This is a genomic window from Acinetobacter sp. CIP 101934 (genome assembly GCF_000369585.1).
Lineage (GTDB): Bacteria > Pseudomonadota > Gammaproteobacteria > Pseudomonadales > Moraxellaceae > Acinetobacter > Acinetobacter schindleri.
Genome location: NZ_KB850094.1, coordinates 1,395,976 through 1,416,985, shown reverse-complemented (window position 1 = coordinate 1,416,985; position 21,010 = coordinate 1,395,976). Strand labels below are relative to the sequence as shown.

Below are 21,010 nucleotides of genomic sequence, written 5' to 3'. Positions count from 1 at the left end.
TTGCCTGTTTTTTTATTCGTGATGCAGTATTTGACACTATGATTGAATTTAAAGACATCTCCAAACAGTACGAGCTGAAGGGCCAGACCTTGCATGCCCTGAACCGGATCAACTTGCAGATTCCGACTGGCAGTATCTTTGGTATTATTGGCTATAGTGGTGCTGGTAAAAGTACCCTGATTCGCCTGATTAACCTGCTGGAACGACCAACTTCGGGCCGGGTAATAATTAATGGTACAGATTTTACTGCTTTGGATGCCAAATCATTGCGTCAGGAACGTACCCAGATTGGCATGATTTTCCAGCATTTTAATTTGATGCAGACCAAAACTGTGGCTTCCAATATTGAAATGCCAATGAAACTGCTTGGCTGGAGTAAAGCTGAACGGGAAAAGCGTCTTGAAGAATTGCTGGACTTTATTGATTTAAAACATAAACGCAATGCTTTTCCAGATGAACTTTCTGGCGGTCAGAAGCAGCGTGTCGGTATTGCCCGTGCCTTAGCAAATCATCCAAAGATCTTGTTATGTGATGAAGCAACCTCAGCACTCGATCCGCAAACGACTAAATCTGTACTGCAACTGCTGAAACGCATTAATCAGGAACAAGGCATTACGATTGTGATGGTCACCCATGAAATGGATGTGATTGAAACTGTGTGTGATTATGTGGCAGTCATGGAAAAAGGTGATGTGATTGAAACTGGCTCTACCTTACAGATTTTCAGTCAGCCTCAGCATCCGACCACGAAAAACTTTATTCAAACCGTACTACAGCAAAACTTGCCCGTAAATATTCTGACGAATCTGGAAAATCAGAATCACCACAGTATTTATTGTTTAAAGTTCCTGGGTAGCTCAGCGCAGGAAACTGTGATTCAGGGCGTGATTAAACAGTTTGATATCAGTTTGAATATCCTGTTTGCCAATATGACTGAAATTAATGGTTCGGTGATTGGACAGATGTTTATCCAGCTTCTCGGTGATCCTGCACAAATTACAGCTGCAATACAATATCTCAGAGATCACGGCGTACAGGTAGATCAGGCAGGAGTACAGGAATGAGAGACTTATTTGTACAGTGGCTTACTACGATCACTGCGCCTTTCTGGAAAAGCTCGCTGTCGATGGACCAGTTCGTGACCGCACTGCAAGAAACTTTCCATATGGTGTTCTTCGCGATGCTGTTTGGTTGTATCTGGGGTTTTATTCAGGCGATTACTCTATTAGTTACTCGTCCAAATGGAATTTTGCCAAACCGGGTGATTTATCATGGTCTAAATCCGATTGTAAATGCACTGCGTTCCCTGCCATTCATTATCTTGTTGATCGCAGTGATTCCACTGACTAAATTTCTGGTCGGAACATCAATTGGTACTTGGGCAGCAATTGTGCCTTTGACCATTTATGTGGGGCCTTATATCGGCCGCTTGGTAGAAACCTCTCTGCTGGAAGTAAATGAGGGCATTATCGAATCTGCCCAAGCCATGGGTGCAACGCCAATGCAGATTATCTTTAAGTTTATTTTACCTGAAGCACGCAGTTCACTCATTCTAAACTTGACTACTGCTACCATCAGTTTGATTGGAGCAACGGCAATGGCCGGTGCTGTCGGTGCGGGTGGTATTGGTGACTTAGCGATTTCTTATGGTTATCAGCGTTTTGATACCTCTGTAGTCATCATGACGGTGATCGTATTGTTGATTCTGGTGCAGATTGTACAAAGCCTCGGTGACTGGTTATCCCGAATTCGTTAATCTAGTTCTTTAAATAAAGCCCTCTTTTTGAGGGTTTTATTTTCTACCCATAAAATATCTGTATCTTAAACATCGAAGCGAACACATGGATGCTGCCGTTGATCTGTCTTCCGTAAGCTTTACAACTTATTCAAGAGCCAAGAGGCACCATCAGATCTCTCATAAATTCTTAAAAAAGCATTAGCAATTTGAACCCTTATTGATAAAAAGCCCTATTAAAAAATCAAAAAAGTATTTGTTACATGTCACGGCGACAGGAAGTCGCCTGTTGACCTGTCTTCCGCAAGCTTTACAACTTATTCAAGAGCCAATAGGCACTATCATCTCTCTCATAAATTCTTAAAAAAGCATTAGCAATTTGAACCCTTATTGAAAAAAAGCCCTATTAAAAAATCAGAAAAGTATTTGTTACATGTCATGGCGACAGGGATGTCGCCTGTTGATCTGTGGTACAGGGATGTACCATCAGATCAACAAAGGGGTTTTGTTACTTTTGCCCCGTCAAAAGTAAAAGGAAATATCTCCAAACCTCTAGCCCATAATCAGTTTAAAAGAACAAATACAAACTTGACCTAAAAGTTAGCCATTTCCCCTCAATTTCAAACTGAAACAATAAATCCCGTGCTAAACTATCGAGTGGTTTTTGCAGGGACTCATTTATGCACTTTGTTCATCTTGGTATTCATACAGAATTTTCGATTACTGAATCCATCGTACGGATACCGGACCTGGTCAAAGCTGCCGCAAATGACGAGATGCCAGCACTCGCGCTAACCGATTTATCTAATCTCCATGCTGCGGTCAAATTCTATAAAAAATGCCTAGATAAAGGCATCAAGCCAATTCTCGGTTCTGAAATTCGCCTGAATGATGCCGAACATCGTGTCACCCTGCTGTCCATGACCAATAAAGGCTGGCGTAACCTGACCGAACTGGTTTCTGAAGGGTTTATTAGCGGCCAACAACTAGATATTCCTTGTGTACAAAAAGATTGGATCTTAAAGCAGCACGATGACATGATCGTATTGCTGGGTATGCAATCTGATGTCGGCAAAATGCTGATTACCTCAAATCCCGATAAGGCTGAACCTTTACTACAAGAATGGGTAGAGAAATTTGGTAATCGCGTATATTTAGCGCTTACTCGTACCAGTCGTCCTAATGAAGACCTTTTCATTGAAGAAGCGGTCAAACTCGCCAAAAAATATAATATCGGTGTAGTCGCACATAATGATGTGCATTTTATTGCACGCGAAGATTTTGAAGCGCACGAAGCACGTGTCTGTATCGCCGATGGTTATGTACTTGGTGATAATCGCCGCCCTAAAACCTATAGTCCTGAACAGTATTTTAAAAGTTCAGCAGAAATGTCAGAGCTTTTCTCGGATATTCCAACCGCGATTGAAAATACCTTTCATATCGCAAGACGCTGCAATGTCACCTTGCGTTTAGGCTTTAATGACCTGCCAGACTATCCGATTCCGGAAGGTCATACCATAGGCAGTTATTTTACCCATTTATGTGAAGTCGGTCTGGAAGAACGCCTAGACTTTCTGTATCCCCCTGAACAACGTGGTGAGGACTGGCCGGAAATCCGTCAGCCTTATGATGAACGTCTGGCCTTTGAAATCAAGATTATTCTGGACATGGGCTTCCCGGGTTACTTCCTGATCGTAATGGACTTCATTCAGTGGTCCAAAGGGAATGGTGTACCGGTAGGTCCGGGCCGTGGTTCAGGTGCCGGTTCTCTTGTAGCCTACAGTTTAAAAATTACTGACCTTGATCCACTGCGTTATGACCTGCTATTCGAACGTTTCTTAAACCCGGAACGTGTTTCGATGCCTGACTTTGACGTCGATTTCTGTATCGCTGGTCGTGACCGCGTAATTGATTATGTAGCGCGTACTTATGGCCGAGAAGCAGTTTCCCAGATTGCGACCTTCGGTACCATGGCGGCCAAAGGGGCAATTCGTGACGTGGCACGTGTCCTCGGTAAATCCTATGGTCTGGCTGATCGCATTTCCAAACTGATTCCCACCAAACCTTTGGGTTTAAGCCTGGAAGAGTCTCTGGAAGCCGAGCCACAACTGAAAGACGTCGTTACCAATCCCTCCAATCCGGATTATGACGATGCTTCTGAAATCTGGGAAATGGCGCTCAAGCTTGAAGGTATTACCCGGAATACCGGTAAACATGCCGGTGGTGTAGTAATTGCACCAACCAAGCTGACAGACTACTCAGCTGTGATGTGTGATGCTGATGGTACTGCGCGTGTTGCCCAATTCGATAAGGACGATGTTGAAGCAGCCGGCCTGGTGAAGTTCGACTTCCTGGGTTTGCGTAACCTGACCGTAATTGAAGATGCGGTTAAGAATATCAATAAACGAATTCAGAGCGATAAACCGCTGGATATTGCTTATATCCCGCTAGATGATAAAGATGCTTATCTGGTCTTTGCTGAAGCCAATACTACCGCGGTCTTCCAGTTTGAATCCGTGGGCATGAAAAAGATGCTGAAAGAAGCACGCCCAAGCAAGTTTGAAGAGATTATCGCGTTCGTATCATTGTACCGTCCGGGTCCAATGGACCTGATTCCTGACTTTATCCATCGTATGCACGGCGGTGAGTTTGAATATCTGCATCCCCTGCTTGAAGGCGTATTAGAGCCAACTTACGGGATTATGGTCTATCAGGAACAGGTAATGCAGGCTGCACAGTTCTGTGCCGGCTATACCCTCGGTGGCGCGGACTTGCTGCGTCGTGCCATGGGTAAGAAAAAGCCTGAGGAAATGGTCAAGCAGCGTAAAATCTTCATTGAAGGTGCTGCGAAAAAAGATATTGATGAGGCCACGGCTAACCATATCTTCGACTATATGGAAAAGTTTGCCGGCTATGGTTTTAACAAATCGCATGCGGCAGCTTATGCTCTTGTTGCTTACCAGACGGCGTGGCTGAAAGCCCATTATCCGGCTGAGTTCCTGGCAGCGGTGATGTCTTCGGAAATGCAGAATACAGATAACGTGGTATTCCTGATTGATGACTGCCGCAAGAATAATCTGGAAGTATTACCACCATCCGTCAATATGTCGATCTACCAGTTCCATGCTACTGATGAAAAAACCATTGTCTATGGCCTAGGAGCGATTAAAGGCGTTGGTGAAGCGGCTATGCAGTCGGTGATTGAATCCCGTCAGAAAGAAGGTCCCTATAAAGACCTGTTTGACTTCTGCCATCGTATTGACCTGAAAAAAATCAATAAACGGACTTTGGAAGCCTTGATTCGTGCCGGTGCTTTGGATTGCTTGGGCATCGAGCGTGCTGACCTGATGGCACAACTCCCTGAAGCGGTACAGGCTGCGGATCAGGCTCGCCAAAACCGTGAAACTGGTATTATGGATCTGTTTGGTGAAGTTGAAGAAGTTCAACGCAAACCTTCTAAGCCAGTCAAACCGTGGTCCGATGAAGTCCGCCTTAAAGGCGAAAAAGATACGCTTGGTCTATATCTGACTGGTCACCCGATTGATGTTTACCGTAATGAGCTGAAAGCTTTTGTACCGTGTCAGATCAATGAACTGCCCCCAACCCGCCGTGGTGTGACGACAGTATTTGCAGGTCTGGTAGTGGATGTAGCCAACTTCCCGAACCGGATGATGGTGACGCTGGATGATGGTACGGCACGGATTGAAGTATCCACCAATCATGAACGTTTTAACCGCTTTAAAGACATCGTTCAGGTGGATCAAGTGGTGGTAATTGAAGGCGAAATTTATGAGCGCGAAGGTTTTGACCGTCCAATGGGTCGTCTGACTAAAGCCTTTAGCCTGAACGAAATCCGCCAGAAACGAGCCAATAGCATCAAGATTACCCTGCAAGCGGAACATTACAGTAAAACCCTCAGCCGTGATCTGCAACAGATTTTAATGCCATATACCAATGTGGATATGAGTACGCATATTCCAGTCATTCTTTATCTGGATTATGACTATGCAACGACTGAGCTGCATCTGGGCCTGAACTGGAAAGTCGCTCCGCTGGATGAGCTGCTGGTCAAATTACGGGACTACTTTGGTAAGGCTGCCTTGCATATTGAATATCAGGTTAAATCTAAAGCTGCCCGCGCGGTATCTTATGAAGAGGCCAAGCCGGTTGAAGTGCCGCCTCCCCCTGCAGATATGAGTATGGATGATGCCCTGGCGCAATATGAAGCCGAGTCTCAGCCGCAATATTCATAAATTCTGACCTTTAAAATATTTATATTGGAATCATCATGAGTCAAATTGACAATGCTGCTGTTTCAGCACATCTCTCCCATGTGCGTATTGTCATGGTCAATACCACTTTACCTGCCAATATCGGCAGTGCCTTACGTGCCATGAAAACCATGGGCTTGTCCAAGCTGGTTCTGGTGGCACCAAAAACCTACCCACATCCGGACATTGATGCCCTGGCTGCAGGTGCAACTGATCTGATCGAACAGATCGAGATTGTCGAAACCCTTGAAGATGCCATTAAAGACTGCCAGATTGTATTCGGTACCAGCGCACGCAGCCGTACCATTCCCTGGCCTCTTCTGGATGTGCGTCCTGCGGCTGAAAAAGCGCTGTCTGCGGTCGTGCAAGAGCAACAGGAAATTGCGATTCTGTTTGGTCGTGAAGACCGTGGCCTGACCAATGAAGAACTGGCAATGGCAAATTATCACCTCACTATTCCAGTGAATACCGACTACGGTGTACTCAATGTCGCACAAGCAATTCAGGTCATCTGCTATGAACTGCGTATGGCTGCATTGGATCAGGTAGAACATCCACGTGATGCTAAAGCCACCATGCAGGTCATTGATGGCATTGAAATGGAATGGGATGAACCGCTGGTGAATCATGAACAGATGGAACAGTTCTATCCACATTTAGAAAAAATGCTGGCAGAAATTGAGTTTATGGATCCTAAAAATCCACGATTGCTACCTTTACGCTTGCGTCGCCTATTTGGACGTATACAATTAGATCGTATGGAATATCATTTACTCCGTGGTATTTTCAGCCGGGTTCAGGCCTTGAATAATGGCACCTGGAAGAAATCTTCACACACTACCCAACAGGACAAGGATCAAATCTAATGTTTAAACAGCTCAAAGAGGATATACAGGCTGTCTTCGCGCGCGATCCTGCTGCACGCAACACCCTGGAAGTCTTGACCACATATCCTGGTATTCATGCGCTGATGATGCATCGTGTGGCACATGAACTGTGGAACAAAGACTGTAAAGGCACAGCACGTGCTTTATCCTCATTCAGCCGTTTTGCTACAGGAATTGAAATCCATCCGGGTGCCAAGATTGGCCGCCGTTTCTTTATTGACCATGGTATGGGTGTGGTGATTGGTGAGACAGCTGAAATTGGTGATGATGTTACTCTTTATCACGGTGTGACCTTGGGTGGTACGACCTGGAATAAAGGCAAACGTCATCCAACCCTGGAAGATGGTGTGGTTGTGGGTGCCGGCGCAAAAATTCTCGGTCCGTTTACAGTTGGTAAAAATGCCAAGGTCGGTTCCAATGCTGTTGTAACCAAAGCCGTACCGGCCAATACCACAGCGGTCGGTAACCCTGCGCGGTTTATTACCAAAGATCAGCCGAAAGATGAAGCTGAAGCACGTCGTCGCGATTATGCAGAAAGTATTGGTTTCCAGCCATATGCAACGACACAAGATCAGTCTGATCCGATTATTGAAGGTATGCGGGTTCTACTTGACCGTATTCAGCAAAATGAAAAACGCATGAATATGCTTTGTAACCGTTTATCTATGCTTGACCCTACTTTCAAGAAAAACCAGCTGAATGAACATCCGCTCAGCAAGGAAGATCTAAAGATTCTGGAAGAAGCTCGCCGTGAGTGCGAAGCACAGACTTCTCAGTCTAAGGCCTGATCAAAAACGGTAACACGCCGTAACTTGCATGTTCGTTACAGTTTTCTTAGACTGACGAACATGCAATCTCACAATTTTTCAAAATAACATAAATGGATGTATACCATGACATTTAAGCCTTTGGCACTTGCCTGCTTCGCAGCGCTGGCATTGACCGCATGTTCAACTCCATCTTCAAAGCAAGACACACCTAAAAATGCAATGGTGTTCGCTGAGCCGGAACTGACCCCACCCTTTTATGCATTAAATCCATTCAATTATAACGAACCACCTCCATTTGAAGTGCACTTACAGAAAGCTGCTGCTGCGCCTGTCACCAAAATGGTGGTGAACCGTGCTGATAACCCATCAGAAAAAATTACCCTTGATGTGAATCGTCTGATCATTCCAACAGTAAACAGCAATACGCGTTCTATGCGTTATGCGACTTTAGCTGGGCCGAATGAAATTGATATCACTGAGATTGATGATTTCTTGCAATTAGTTGAAGGTAAGGCACGACACTATCCACCACGTTTCAGCGACCGTCAGGAACGTAGAGGCTTTGAACTGAAACTGAAACGTGTCACTCAGGAACTCGATACTTTAGCTGCCAACAATAATGCCTCTTTCGATATTTTAATGCGTGCATTTAAAGCCAGCGTTATGGCGCGTAACCTGGACCTAGGTTCAGTCTATACTACTAAATCATTGGCTTATGCACAGCGTATTCTGAAATTGAACCAGGATGATGCTGAAGCCAACTTCTGGTTCGGTTTTGGTCTGTCTGAGGGTGGCGGTCAGCGTGAAGCAATTCCATATCTGGAAAAAGCTATGAAAGCTGGTGTTCAGGAAGCCTACTTATCTGCGGCAAACAACTACATTGCCATGGAAAATAAAAAGAATGCAGTTCAGGTGCTGAAAAATTACAAGGTGAAATACCCACAAGAAGCACAAGTAGCAGACCAGCTGATTCAGGAAATTGAAAAGCAAGGTCGCTGGAATGTATGGCAAGTGCTGACACCCAAAAATTAAAGTGAAAATGGTCGTGATCTGAGTTACAAAATAGACTGCTTCGGCAGTCTTTTTTCTGATAAAAATAAGTAAAATACAAAACATTATTTCAATATTTAACTGAGCATTCAGATTTCATATGCACTATAAAATGAATAAAGCATTCGTCCTCTGTTCACTCTTATTCACCACAGTTCTGACCGGCTGTCAGGTGGTCAGTGTGAAAGAACAAGCCTTCAATGTCACCATCAGTAATGAACGTGACAGCATTTTAACCAGAGATAAACTGAGTGAAGCCAGCCTGAATGTTCTGTCCATGACTGGGCGTGAAGCACGCATCTGTACTGAACAACCCCAGGAATGCGTAGAGGCGCTCAAGGAGATCCCGCAGATTCTGGACGAACAGCTTCTGTCTACTGCCAGTGAGTTATATCTGGCCAAATCGCTGCAATTGGGTAAAGGTTCAGAATGCAAAAGCAGCGTTCTGACCAAGACCCAATCTGAAGAAAAAAAGCAGCTACAAAAACAGAATATCCAGAAATGCCAAGATCAGCAGCTGGCGATGCTGGACCAAAGTATTCGTTATAGCTATGCCTATCTGTTCAAAACCCAGCGTGCTCCACAAGATCGTATCTTTGACAACCGTCAGGTACAGATTCGTGACTTTTATAACCTGGCGATCTCGCATTTGATCCATGTTTATTCCGAGCGTCATCAGGCCAAAGAAGGCAGCCGCAAGATTCAGGTCGGCAACAGCATTTACACAGTAGATTTTGAAAACTATCCTGAAATCAAAGACCAGCCTTTTGAGAAGCTCATGTCGACCTATAACATGAATTTCTCTGGTCTACGTTCAATTACCCGTCGAGACGGTTTTGGTTCGGAATTTGTAGTGGTCCTTCCCGAAGAAAAACGTATCACACCAAATAAAAAATATATTGTCGATCCACTGAATTTCAAATATGCAGAAGGCAGCAATCCGAATATTCATTCGGCGCGTTATCTGGCCACTACTATTACCGCAGTTCCTAAATCTGCGACCAGTATTGATCAGATTATTAACGGTCCGGAATTCCAGCTCAAACTGCATGATCCTTACAAACATGAAAAAGTAACTGTTGCAGGTAAACAATATGCGCTGGCTGCAAATTTCTCGGCACCCTATGGCCTATGGCTGGCTGAAAATAACTTAGGACGTGCTGCCTATCTGGTGCTGATTGACCGGGATGACAACCTGATCATGCCGCATCTTTATATGCTTGAACCCTACAATCCGAAGAAAAAAGTGATTGTCCTGATCCATGGCCTAGCCAGTAGTCCTGAAGCCTGGATTCGTCTGACCAACGACATTATGGGTGATCCGGTATTAAGGGAAAATTTCCAGGTCTGGCAGGTATTTTATTCTACCAATATGCCGATTCTGGAAAGCCGTTTTCAAATTAATGCCCTGGTTCAGCAAGGCTTTGCCCGGGTTGCGAACAATGCACCAGCCAAAAAAGATGCGGTACTGGTCGGACATAGTATGGGAGGCGTGATTGCCCGTTTAATGGTCAGTCAGGCTGATATTACTCAAGATGCATTCAAGCTGGTACAAAATACCCGCATTGCACAATTTAAGGATAACCCGCTCTTTAAAGCACGCCTGCAAATGCAACCTATTCCGAATTTCACCCGGGCCATTTTCTTAGCGACACCGCATCGTGGGACGGAATATGCCGATCGCTGGCATACTAAACTGGCCCGTAAAATTATCCGCATACCAGGCGCATTTTTGGGTGCCTTTGCCGATACCTTACAAGGCGAAATCGGATTAAAGGACTTTGTCAAAGAACTGGGACATGACCTGATTCAGAATGGTCCAAGCGATCTGAGTGAAAATTCGAAATTTACTGCATTAACTAAGGATATTCAGCCTTCTAAAAATATCAAATTTCATTCTATTATCGGCAATACCGTAGATACGCAAGATACCAAGCTCATGAGCGATGATATCGTTTCATACGAAAGTGCTTACTTGGAAGGTGCTGTATCTAGCAAAGTCATTAAGGGTGGCCACTCGATTCAGGAAACGCCTGAAGCTGTACTCGAGTTACGTCGTATCTTGAGGTTGCACCTGACTGAACTCGGTTTATATCAGCCGCAAAAAGTACTGAAATAAGTATAAAAAACCGAAGTTAAAACTTCGGTTTTTTATTTTCTCTCTTGCGAAATAGCTATAAATCTAAAGTTACTTAATTTAAGAGCATGTAAATTGATAAGCACTTCTAAGAGATGATAAAGATAGTTAGGCAATCAAATTACTTTTTTATGATATATATGAAATATAATTTTTTTATATATAAAAGGATATTTCTTGAGCAGGATACTTTATCTGTGCTATCAATAGTTTAACCATTCGAGGCTTTGTTGCATAAAGATTTTAAAGATAGAGCTTTCCTAAGTTGTTTAAATTTAAGTGACAACTTGGGTGTGAGGTCGGCCGAGCTCCGTAAACTTATTTAAGATGGCCACACGTGCATGAATCTCGTTGACTTGGCTATCAAAATTCCGAGCACTGAGCTTATCGCCTAATAATTTGATGCAGTGCATCTTGGTTTCTACCAGACTTCGCTGATGGTAGCCCGACCATTTTTTCCATAGTGTCCTGCCTAAACGTTTAACAGTGCGAAGTAATTCATTTCGCTCTAGCGAATGAACTTTTGTATCTTTCCAAGGCTTCGCATTTTTTCTGGGTGGAATAATCGCATGGGCATTTCGATCTGTGATCAACTGGCGACACCGCTTTGTGTCATAAGCACCATCGGTATAAACGGAGTCAATATGCTCATCTTGAGGAATCTGATCGAGTAAATCACCAAGTACTTGTGAATCACTGACATTATTTGTCGTAAGCTGAACGGCACGTATTTGCAGTGTTTCAGCATCTATACCAATATGCAGTTTACGCCATTGCCGACGGTATTCAGGCTGATGCTTCTTACGCTTCCATTCGCCTTCACCTAAAAATTTTAAACCCGTAGAGTCGACGAGTAGGTGTAACCCATCACGACTTTTCTGGTAGTTAATTTGAATATCAATATACTTTTGTCTTCTACAAAGCGTCGTGAAGTCTGGTGCTGTCCAATCTAATCCGCAAAGTTTAATTAAGCTTTGAACAAAACCAGTAACCATGCGTAAAGTGAGTCTAAATAGAGATTTGATCATCAAACAGCATTGAATCGCTATGTCGGAGTAGGTTTGACTTCGACCTTGTTTGCCTTGAGGTTCTGCATACCATTGTGTTTTTGGATCGAACCAAATGGCAATATTCCCACGATTAATGAGAGCTCGGTTATATGCGGGCCAATTGGTTGTGCGGTAGATTTTGTGTGTAGGCTTCTTCATTTGGAAATTATATTGCCGAAGGAGTCCTTAAGAACAGCTTTGTGCAACAAAGCCACCATTCGATACAATCTACAGTATCAGTAGTTAAACGACTTTATTTGCTTAGTAATGGTATTTTATGAAATTAGCTGGCTCTAAACAGATTAGCCATGAAAAAGTAAATGAGCTGATTGCACATGGACTGAACTATGTGTATTTCAGAAAAGAACTCGAGCCAATCTATCGCCAGCAATACCGTGACGAAGCTGCTTATGAATTTCGTTTTCGGGGCAGCATTATTCTGGTTCTGTATTTTGTGCTCAGTTACGGGATTTTTCAGACCATTTCAATCGATGAAAAACTGATTCATTGGCTTTCTCTGTATGCCTGGGTTGGGGTAATTACCATCGCAGTTTGGTTAATGTCGTTTAGCAAGCCGTTTAATCGTTTCTTTGACCTGTATACCACGTTAGGTGCGACCAGTGCGGTCGCGATTTCTTTTGTGATTATTCCCGTGATTGGCCAGGATATTGATAATGTGACGCCCTGCTGCACGTGGCCATGATGTATGCAGTCGTCATTAACTATAGCTTTGTCGGTATGCGCTTTTATTCAGCACTCATTGCGGGTTGGGGCGGTGGACTGATTGGTTATCTGGTCACGGTTTCTCTCAACTACGATATTGACTGGACCTTCTTACATCGTACCTATACGTTTAGCAGCCTCCTTGGAATGATTATTGCCTATGCGATTGACCGCCAGCATCATGAGAACTATTTGCAAAATTGTATTATCGAACTGCATAAAGAGGAACTGACCCAACAGGCACAAGAACTGGAACGGCTGACCCAACTTGATGCGCTCACTGGCCTGGCCAATCGACGTTATCTGACAAAATATCTGGACACACAATGGCGCCACGCACTACGACATCAAGCGCCTTTGAGTATCATGATGGTGGATATCGATTACTTTAAAAACTATAACGACCATTTTGGACATATTGCCGGTGATGCATGTCTACAATTGGTAGCCCAACAGTTACAAGGCATTTCTTCCCGCAGTATGGAGCTGGCGGCACGTTATGGTGGAGAAGAATTTTTACTGGTCTATCCTTATATCGATGAAGTAGAAATACAGAAAATTGCCCAGGAGCTGATCCAACGCATCAATGCTTTGCAGCTGTTTCATCCTGCCAGTCAGGTATCGGGTCATGTCACAGTGAGTATTGGCTGTGCCAGTATCAAGCCTCAAGAAAATGATCGCCTTGCTGATTTTGTTGCTCAAGCTGATGAGGCGCTATATGCTGCAAAAGCAGAGGGTCGTAATCGGTTTAAGATCGCTCCTCGTCAGTCTAAAAACAATGTATATATGATTTAAACCTGACTCCGAGCCATATTTTTCGTGTTTAAAACCGGCAATCTTTCATTAGACTCGATAGAAGTCATCGAATCCATTTCTTTCTAAAAATTAATTTTGCTAGACTTAGCTCAATACACATTTTGCATGGCTGTTTTGATGGTTTCTGCTTTGGTAAATGAATAGCGACTATATTGCCTTCAGCTCATCAGCCTTAACCAGTCTGCCCATTATTTTTTAAAGGATTTCTTCTTAATGACCAGTTCAGAACTCATGGCTGATCTTTCTACCCTAACACCTATGATGCAGCAATATATGTCTGTGAAGATGCAGCATCCGCATTCATTGATGTTCTATCGTATGGGTGATTTTTACGAACTGTTCTTTGAAGATGCCCATAAAGCAGCCAAAATTCTTGGCATTACCCTGACCCATCGCGGCAAGGCCAATGGTCAGCCGATTCCAATGGCAGGTGTGCCTTTCCATGCGGCAGAAGGATATTTGGCCCGTCTGGTAAAAAAAGGCGAAACGGTAGTAATCTGCGAGCAGATCGGTGAAGTTACAGGTAAAGGTCCGGTTGAACGTGGTGTGGTTCGGATTATTACTCCAGGAACATTAACCGATGATGCCCTGCTGGGTGCACATCAAACTTCTAATCTGGTTGCGCTATGCATTCAGCAAAATAAAATTGGTATCGCTTTACTGGATTTAAGTGCCGGTATTTTCAAAGTTCAACAAATTGATTATGACCTGAACCAACTGGCAATTGAGCTGGCACGTCTGATGCCAAGCGAAATTGTCGTGGACGAAAATCTGCAAGAGCAGGATCTGGTTGAACATTTGAAACGCCAACTGGATGTGCCGGTCAGCAAACGCCCAAATGTCGACTTTAACCTGAACAATGCCCAAAAGACTTTATGTGACCAGTTTGCTGTGAGTACACTGGCAGGTTTTGGGATTGATCATCTGCCACTCGCCAAAGCCGCAGCGGCTGCATTGATTCACTATGCCAAAGAAACCCAGAAAACTGCACTGCCGCATATTCGTAGCATTCAGCTAGAACAAAGTTCAGACTTTATTGCGCTAGATCCGGTTACTCGTCGCAATTTAGAGCTGATTGAACCCTTATTTGAACATGGTACTTCGCTATTCCAGTTAATCAATGATTGTCAGACAGCAATGGGTGGCCGCCTGCTGAGTCGCACCCTGATGCAGCCTTTACGCGATACTGCCATTCTGGATGAACGTCTGGATGCTACTCAGGTATTATTAGACGGCTTTCATGAATCGCCAGTACGTCTGGTCTTAAAAGAAATCAGTGATATTGAACGTGTATTAAGCCGTATTGCATTGGGCAGTGCACGTCCACGGGATCTGGTTCAGCTGCGTCAGGCCTGTGCTCAGATCCCGTTCCTGCGTCATGCACTACAACCGATGGTCAGCCAGCAGCAGTCCAAATTACTTATTCAAATGAATGAAGAGCTTGGTGATTTCCATGGTCTGCATGAACGTTTGATGTCAGCCATTGTGGAAAATCCACCAGTTCTGTTACGTGATGGGAATGTTATTGCCGAAGGCTTCGATGCAGAACTGGATGAGTTACGCAAAATTCGCGATCATGCCGGGAAATTCCTGATTGATCTGGAAATCAAGGAACGTGAGCAGAGTGGTATTCCAACCCTGAAAATCGGCTATAACCGTGTTAGTGGATACTATATTGAATTGACCCGAGCACAGGCTGAACAGGCACCGGAACATTATATTCGTCGCCAGACCTTAAAAAATGCTGAACGTTACATCACACCAGAGCTGAAAGCCTTTGAAGATAAAGTCCTCTCAAGCGAATCCCGTGCACTGGCGCGTGAGAAATTGCTCTTTGAAATGCTGCTGGATGAATTGCGTGAGGACATTGGCAACCTACAAATGATGAGCAGCGCCATCGCACAGATTGATCTACTGTGTAACTTTGCGCATCAGGCACGCCTACGCAACTGGTCACGCCCGAAATATAGTCCGGAAATTGGCTTGAAAATCCAGGCAGGTCGTCATCCTGTTGTGGAAGCTTTAAGCAAAACTGCCTTCACTCCGAATGATACGCAACTCGATTATCAGCACCGGATGGCCATTATCACTGGTCCAAACATGGGCGGTAAATCTACCTTTATGCGTCAGACTGCACTGATTACCCTGCTGGCCTATTGTGGTAGTTATGTTCCGGCGCAGGCTGTAACCTTGGGGCCAATTGACCGCATTTTTACCCGGATCGGTTCGGCAGATGACCTGTCTACAGGTAAATCCACCTTCATGGTAGAAATGACTGAAACTTCGCAGATTCTGCATCATGCGACTAGTCAATCACTCGTGCTGATGGATGAAGTGGGTCGTGGTACCAGCACTTATGATGGTCTGTCTCTAGCTTGGGCATGCGTACTGGATCTCACCCGACGTATTCAATGTTTATGTCTGTTTGCTACGCATTATTTTGAGTTAACTGAACTGGCCAGCGAATCAGGTATTGATAACTATCATGTGACTGCCCGTGAAGTGAATGGTAACCTGATTTTGCTGCATAAAGTGCAACAAGGTCCAGCCAGCCAGAGTCATGGCCTACAGGTCGCCAAACTTGCCGGTATTCCAGCAAGCGTAATCCGGGAAGCACAAAACCGACTGCGTATTCTGGAAAAGCAGCACCATACCAAGCCTCAAAGTCCACAACCTGATCTGTTTGCGATTGAACAGGTCGAAACAGTCGTTGAGCGGATTATTGAGGTGGAAAAACCATCGGCTGCACTTGAACTGCTGGAAGACATTGATGTCGACAGCCTCAGTCCGCGTGAAGCCTTACAGCAGCTTTATGCACTGAAAGATCTACTGAAACTACCAGGCTAAAATCCTCAACCGCCTCATCCAGTATGAGGCGGTTTTGTTTAAGGGAGCTATAATCTCTGAATTTGATATCTGCATCGGTTTTTTTGCAAAAATAACAGCCCTATATATAACAAATATCAATAAAAGGAATTGTTAGTTGCTGCAGTTTTTGCCTAAAATACACATTAGTTATTAGAACCATATTTTTTAGGTAGCTGTCGCCATGACCTTCGTTGTCACTGAAAATTGTATTAAATGTAAATATCAAGACTGTGTTGAAGTTTGCCCTGTAGATTGTTTCTATGAAGGTCCGAACTTCCTTGTAATTAACCCGGACGAATGTATCGACTGCGCGTTATGTGAACCAGAATGTCCTGCAAATGCAATTTTCTCTGAAGATGAGTTACCTGAGGGTCAGGAAGTATTCATCGAATTGAATGCTGAGCTGTCTCAAAAATGGCCGAATATCACCCAAATTGGTGATCAGCCAGCTGACCGTGAAGAATGGAACGGTAAAGCAGACAAACTGCAATATCTTGAAAAGTAATTTTCAAATCCCCAAAAAAGATCAGCATAGTCTGATCTTTTTTTGTACCTGATGCACACATTTCATTGCAATTTATCCTGAATTTCTTCGCAAAAGTGGACTAAAATAGCGCTATTTTATAAATACCTGATTTCTAATAATGAAGCATTTTTACAAGGGATTATTGGGTCTCAGCATGATCCCTTTTGTCATGGTGGGCTGTACCACCGCGACAAAGAAACCAATGACCTTGCCAGATGGAAAACGGATTTACATTCCTCAGGAACAGGTTAAGGTTGACCGTAAGGTGCTGCCTAAGAGTATTCCTTTTGCCTATACCAACTGGGCAGCCGTAGCAAATAACCTCTCTCGTGTACGCGAGTATGAAGTATTTTTAGAACGTAATTCAGTAGGTAATATCATTCCAAGTTTTGAATTGATGCGTACTGCACGTGACTGGTCGCGTTGTGGTGGACCGCAGTATATGGTGCCGAGCCGTGAGCTGTGGAACAATCAGTTACCAACGTTACGTGTATTTAAATATCTGGTTGCAGCCAATGTCCTCAATGATTTCGAAGTGACCTCAGTTTATCGTGATCTGCCACTCAATAAATGTGCTGGTGGTGCTAACTCTTCACGTCACCTGTATAACTCTGCGATTGATTTCCGTATTGGCCCGGAATTCCCGCAGCCAGAAGATTATGCCTATATTGAGAATACCAAGTTCAAACTTTGCCAGTTCTGGATACAACATGGTCAAAGCCTGAATATGGGCTTAGGTCTATATGCTTCAGGTCAGATCCATATTGATACCCAAGGTTACCGCACCTGGGGCCCGGATTTAAGCCGTAGATCTTCAATGTGTAATTACTAAGTCATTCCAACTACAATACAGAATATGTAAATCGTTCTGTATTGTTCATTTTCAAAGCAAATATAAAACAATAAATTGCGCTCCACTGCGAAAGGTTTAAAATGCCTGCATCGCAACAAAGGTGCTCAAGCTATGCAACAAATGTGGACAGATCTCGACAATTATATTGATTCACATTTAATTCCAGATGATCCTATTCTGAAACAGACTCTTGAAAATACAGCTGCGCATGGATTTCCTGATCATCTGGCGGTAGCTGCCAATCAGGGCATGCTGTTACAGATGCTGATTCAGATGAATGGCTGCAAGCGTGTACTTGAACTCGGAACTTTTGCTGCATATAGCACCATGTGGCTGGCACGTGCCCTGCCTGAAGATGGTTATATCCTGACCATTGAAGGTCGTGATACGCATGCCGCAATGGGTCAGGAAAATATCGAGCGTGCCAACCTCAAACAGACAGTCGAACTTAAATGTGGCCGTGCAGCAGATATCCTAAAAGCCCTACCGGAAGATACAGAACCATTCGATTTTATCTTTATTGATGCGGATAAACAGAGCTATCCTGAATATCTGGAGCTCAGCCTGAAACTGTCTCGTTCAGGTACAGTAATCTTTTTAGACAACGTGATTCGTGCTGGGGCAATTATTGATTTGGACAATAATAAGCCAAGTATTGAAGGTATTCGCAGCATGTTTGAAGCAATGCAGAATCACCCGCGCCTACTTTCCAGTACTGCTCTACAGACCGTGGGCAGCAAAGGTCATGACGGTTTTGCACTGGCTATTGTTAAATAACAGTCTGAGAGCAAAAAACACCCAATAAAGTATTTTAAATATATAACAATAACTTATGAGATGTAACCACAGAGTTATCCACAATATATGAGGATAACTCTGATTATTTTTAAATCAAACTGTAACAATTTCCAACTTCAAGCTTTTTAATTTCGTGGAATTGTTATTTTAACTTTATAACGCTTTTTCCAATATTTTCCTTTACTTGGCAACCAGAAGCGGTACTTTGGAATTGCGGAAAATGGTGGTTGCGATACTACCCAGGAAGAACTGGTGGATTTTGCTGTGACTGAATGCACCCAGTACAATCAGCTGAATTCCCTGCTCCTGCTGATAAGACAGAATGTTCTCTGCCACATCACCATAGCGGTATTCAGGAACAACATCCAGTCCGGCTTCTTTCAGATAATTTAACGGTTCATTCAGGATTTCAGCATGATCTCCGACATACAGCAAATGACACTGTAGAAGTTTCAGTAAATCACTTTCTGCAATACGTTTCATCATCTGGATACAGGTTGGTGAATATTCATAGGCAAAGATAAAGCGTGTTGGCGGTTTAAAGTTTTCACCCACTGTCATTACCGTACAATTGGCACCACGGATAAAGTTTTCCACATTGGTGCCCATTGGCTTGTTTTTCTCAGCCGAGCGCTCACCCAAACGTCCAATGACGACAATATCATCAGGTCTGAGTAACTGAAAGCTTTGTTCAAGGAAGTCCCCTTTTTCCTGAATATGGATGGTGTTGATATTGTGTTTTTCTTTGATCTGGTCAGAAATGTGTCGCAACAGATTATTGCTATAGTCTAAAGCTAATTCACTCTGTTTCTGTTCAAGTTCAGCAAGTTCTTTCAGCAACATGGCATTGCTTTCAAAACCAATCACACCACTAATTTCCCCCAAATGATAACTTGCAGGGTAATAATCCAAAACTTGCAATAACACCAGCTCACGATGAGTCTGCTTGGCAATCCATGCAGCCGCTTCTGCGAGGGCATTAATGCATGGAGAAGAATCAATGCAGGCAATGACACGTTTCATGTTTAGCCTCTCTCATTATAATAAAAGTTCTTAGATATTTTTAAGTTAGCATAGCCTTCGGCAAATGTGCAGCGAATTCTGTAGCACAGGATTTGAATTATGTTATTTTTTATGTGACGTTCTAGTGGCTTATACATTTTTAAACTACCAGAACAATCCTTGTATCGTCTGAAACTCTAAATATGTATTAATCCCGGTAGCGAATCAGTTTGGCCGGATTACCTGCAACGATCATGCGTTCATCCACATCTTTGGTGACCATACTGTTCATACCAACAATGGCCTGATCCGCAATTTTCACTCCGTCTTTAATGCCGACATGAGCACCCAGCCAGACATCACGGCCAATTTCAATCCCTTTGGAACGCACCGGCTGTTTATAAATGGGCTGTTCCAGCTCCATCCCATGATCAAAAGCGTACAGGTGACAATATGCTGCCATACGTACCTGATCATGCAACTTAATTCCTACCCGTCCACCATCCAGAATACAGTGGTGATTAATCGCGACTTCATTGCCAATTTCTAGTGGCCCATGCAAGGTACAGTCCGCTGCGATAAAGCTATGATCACCAATCACTATTTTTCGGCCCGGTTCAGCGAAGATATGGGCCAGTGGTGAAATAAAGCAGTTCTCACCAATCTCGACTGTTTCCATTTCACGCAGATAGTCCTGATATTCGCGCTGCCACTGTTCTGCCCAGCCCCGGTTTTTAGGTTTGAGTGACCAGTATAGCCACGGCATATAATTAAGACGATGCTTATGCTGCTCGCGGTATTTCAGTAGAGGGTCCTGCTGCTCAGTCATCTTGGGGCTCATCTATAATTTTTAAGGCTTCACGTCCGCGGCTGATATCCTGGATCTTCAAGGCAAATGGCTCAATCTGATGTTTCTGCATTTGCGCAATAACCTCGACGCCTTCTGCGGTATAATCTTCCTGATAGTCAATCTGTTGCTGATTCAGCTCATACTGAAAAATAGCCCATTCACTAAAATTACAACGAAAGGACACTTTCTTCTTTTCAATCAGTTCAATCTTTTCAGCTAAGATTAGGCATTGCCCCGCACACCCCCCATAAGCACGAACCAAACCACCCGTACCTAGCTTGATTCCTCCATACCAGCGATTCACCAGCACCAATACATTGGTCAGCTCATTGCCTTCAATGGTCGCTAAAATCGGTCGACCTGCGGTGCCAGAAGGCTCGCCATCATCATTAAAACGCACATTATGTCCAATTTTCCATGCCCAGCACTGATGCGTCGTGGTGGTATCACGATAAGCTTCCAGAAAATCCTTTATATCCTGTTCGGATTCCACCGGCGTGGCAAAGGCCTGAAAGCGGCTTTTCTTGATCTCTTCTTCAAAACTGACAAGGCTGGCAATAGTAAAAGACATTGGATTCAAACAATAACATCACTGTGTTGCAGTATAACGTGTTTGTCTGCACAAACAAAAAAGCCCCTAGACATAGAGGCTTGAATTTGTACAACTACAATGAT

Annotated in this window: 15 protein-coding genes and 1 pseudogene; 12 read left to right on the top strand and 4 right to left on the bottom strand. The window is 43.8% G+C overall.

Features of this window, described 5'->3' with window-relative positions; translation table 11 throughout:
• Positions 1-38: 38 nt before the first annotated feature.
• The 7 genes from F899_RS07075 (at position 39) to F899_RS07045 (ending at position 10,832) form a co-directional block, all read left to right on the top strand.
• Positions 39-1,064 (top strand): methionine ABC transporter ATP-binding protein, encoded by a 1,026-nt coding sequence (locus F899_RS07075; protein ID WP_005221726.1) that lies wholly within the window; start codon positions 39-41, stop codon positions 1,062-1,064.
• A complete protein-coding gene (locus F899_RS07070) occupies positions 1,061-1,756 on the top strand; it encodes a methionine ABC transporter permease (protein ID WP_005221724.1) in 696 nt (231 codons plus the stop codon). The genes F899_RS07075 and F899_RS07070 overlap by 4 nt, the downstream gene beginning before the upstream one ends.
• A gap of 659 nt (positions 1,757-2,415) precedes the next feature.
• Positions 2,416-5,988 (top strand): DNA polymerase III subunit alpha, encoded by a 3,573-nt coding sequence (dnaE, locus tag F899_RS07065; RefSeq protein WP_004894359.1) that lies wholly within the window; start codon positions 2,416-2,418, stop codon positions 5,986-5,988.
• 35 nt (positions 5,989-6,023) lie between these two features.
• Positions 6,024-6,872: an RNA methyltransferase gene (locus F899_RS07060; protein WP_004812609.1), complete on the top strand. Its 849-nt coding sequence runs from the start codon at positions 6,024-6,026 to the stop codon at positions 6,870-6,872.
• Positions 6,872-7,681, top strand: coding sequence for a serine O-acetyltransferase (gene cysE / locus F899_RS07055; protein ID WP_004894357.1), 810 nt, complete (start codon positions 6,872-6,874; stop codon positions 7,679-7,681). Before F899_RS07060 ends, cysE begins: the two co-directional genes overlap by 1 nt.
• Positions 7,682-7,786: 105 nt before the next feature.
• Positions 7,787-8,695 (top strand): ABUW_2363 family tetratricopeptide repeat lipoprotein, encoded by a 909-nt coding sequence (locus F899_RS07050; RefSeq protein ID WP_004812606.1) that lies wholly within the window; start codon positions 7,787-7,789, stop codon positions 8,693-8,695.
• 118 nt (positions 8,696-8,813) lie between these two features.
• Positions 8,814-10,832 (top strand): esterase/lipase family protein, encoded by a 2,019-nt coding sequence (locus F899_RS07045; RefSeq protein WP_004812604.1) that lies wholly within the window; start codon positions 8,814-8,816, stop codon positions 10,830-10,832.
• Between the two features lie 293 nt (positions 10,833-11,125).
• Here F899_RS07045 and F899_RS07040 read toward each other — a convergent pair whose 3' ends face one another.
• Positions 11,126-12,058, bottom strand: a complete 933-nt coding sequence (locus F899_RS07040; protein ID WP_004811110.1) for an IS5 family transposase — start codon at positions 12,056-12,058, stop codon at positions 11,126-11,128.
• Between the two features lie 118 nt (positions 12,059-12,176).
• Here F899_RS07040 and F899_RS07030 point away from each other — a divergent pair.
• The 5 genes and pseudogenes from F899_RS07030 to F899_RS07010 all read left to right on the top strand — a co-directional run bounded on the left by F899_RS07030 (position 12,177) and on the right by F899_RS07010 (position 18,462).
• Positions 12,177-13,417: pseudogene (locus tag F899_RS07030) on the top strand (GGDEF domain-containing protein).
• A gap of 234 nt (positions 13,418-13,651) precedes the next feature.
• The gene (gene mutS / locus F899_RS07025; protein WP_005221719.1) at positions 13,652-16,285 is read left to right on the top strand and encodes a DNA mismatch repair protein MutS; all 2,634 of its coding nucleotides are present in this window, start codon (positions 13,652-13,654) and stop codon (positions 16,283-16,285) included.
• Between the two features lie 202 nt (positions 16,286-16,487).
• Positions 16,488-16,811, top strand: a complete 324-nt coding sequence (gene fdxA, locus F899_RS07020) for a ferredoxin FdxA (RefSeq protein ID WP_004812595.1) — start codon at positions 16,488-16,490, stop codon at positions 16,809-16,811.
• Between the two features lie 139 nt (positions 16,812-16,950).
• Positions 16,951-17,664 carry a D-Ala-D-Ala carboxypeptidase family metallohydrolase gene (locus F899_RS07015; protein WP_005221716.1) on the top strand — a complete coding sequence of 238 codons (714 nt, stop codon included), beginning with the start codon at positions 16,951-16,953 and terminating at the stop codon, positions 17,662-17,664.
• Between the two features lie 132 nt (positions 17,665-17,796).
• Entirely contained in the window at positions 17,797-18,462 is a 666-nt protein-coding gene (locus tag F899_RS07010) for an O-methyltransferase (RefSeq protein ID WP_004812592.1), read from the top strand.
• A gap of 201 nt (positions 18,463-18,663) precedes the next feature.
• Here F899_RS07010 and F899_RS07005 read toward each other — a convergent pair whose 3' ends face one another.
• The 3 genes from F899_RS07005 to F899_RS06995 all read right to left on the bottom strand — a co-directional run bounded on the left by F899_RS07005 (position 18,664) and on the right by F899_RS06995 (position 20,906).
• Positions 18,664-19,506 carry a universal stress protein gene (locus F899_RS07005; protein WP_004812590.1) on the bottom strand — a complete coding sequence of 281 codons (843 nt, stop codon included), beginning with the start codon at positions 19,504-19,506 and terminating at the stop codon, positions 18,664-18,666.
• A gap of 187 nt (positions 19,507-19,693) precedes the next feature.
• On the bottom strand, positions 19,694-20,314 hold the full coding sequence (locus tag F899_RS07000) for an acyltransferase (RefSeq protein ID WP_005221714.1): 621 nt from the start codon (positions 20,312-20,314) through the stop codon (positions 19,694-19,696).
• Entirely contained in the window at positions 20,307-20,906 is a 600-nt protein-coding gene (locus F899_RS06995; protein ID WP_005221713.1) for an IMPACT family protein, read from the bottom strand. Before F899_RS06995 ends, F899_RS07000 begins: the two co-directional genes overlap by 8 nt.
• Positions 20,907-21,010: the final 104 nt, after the last annotated feature.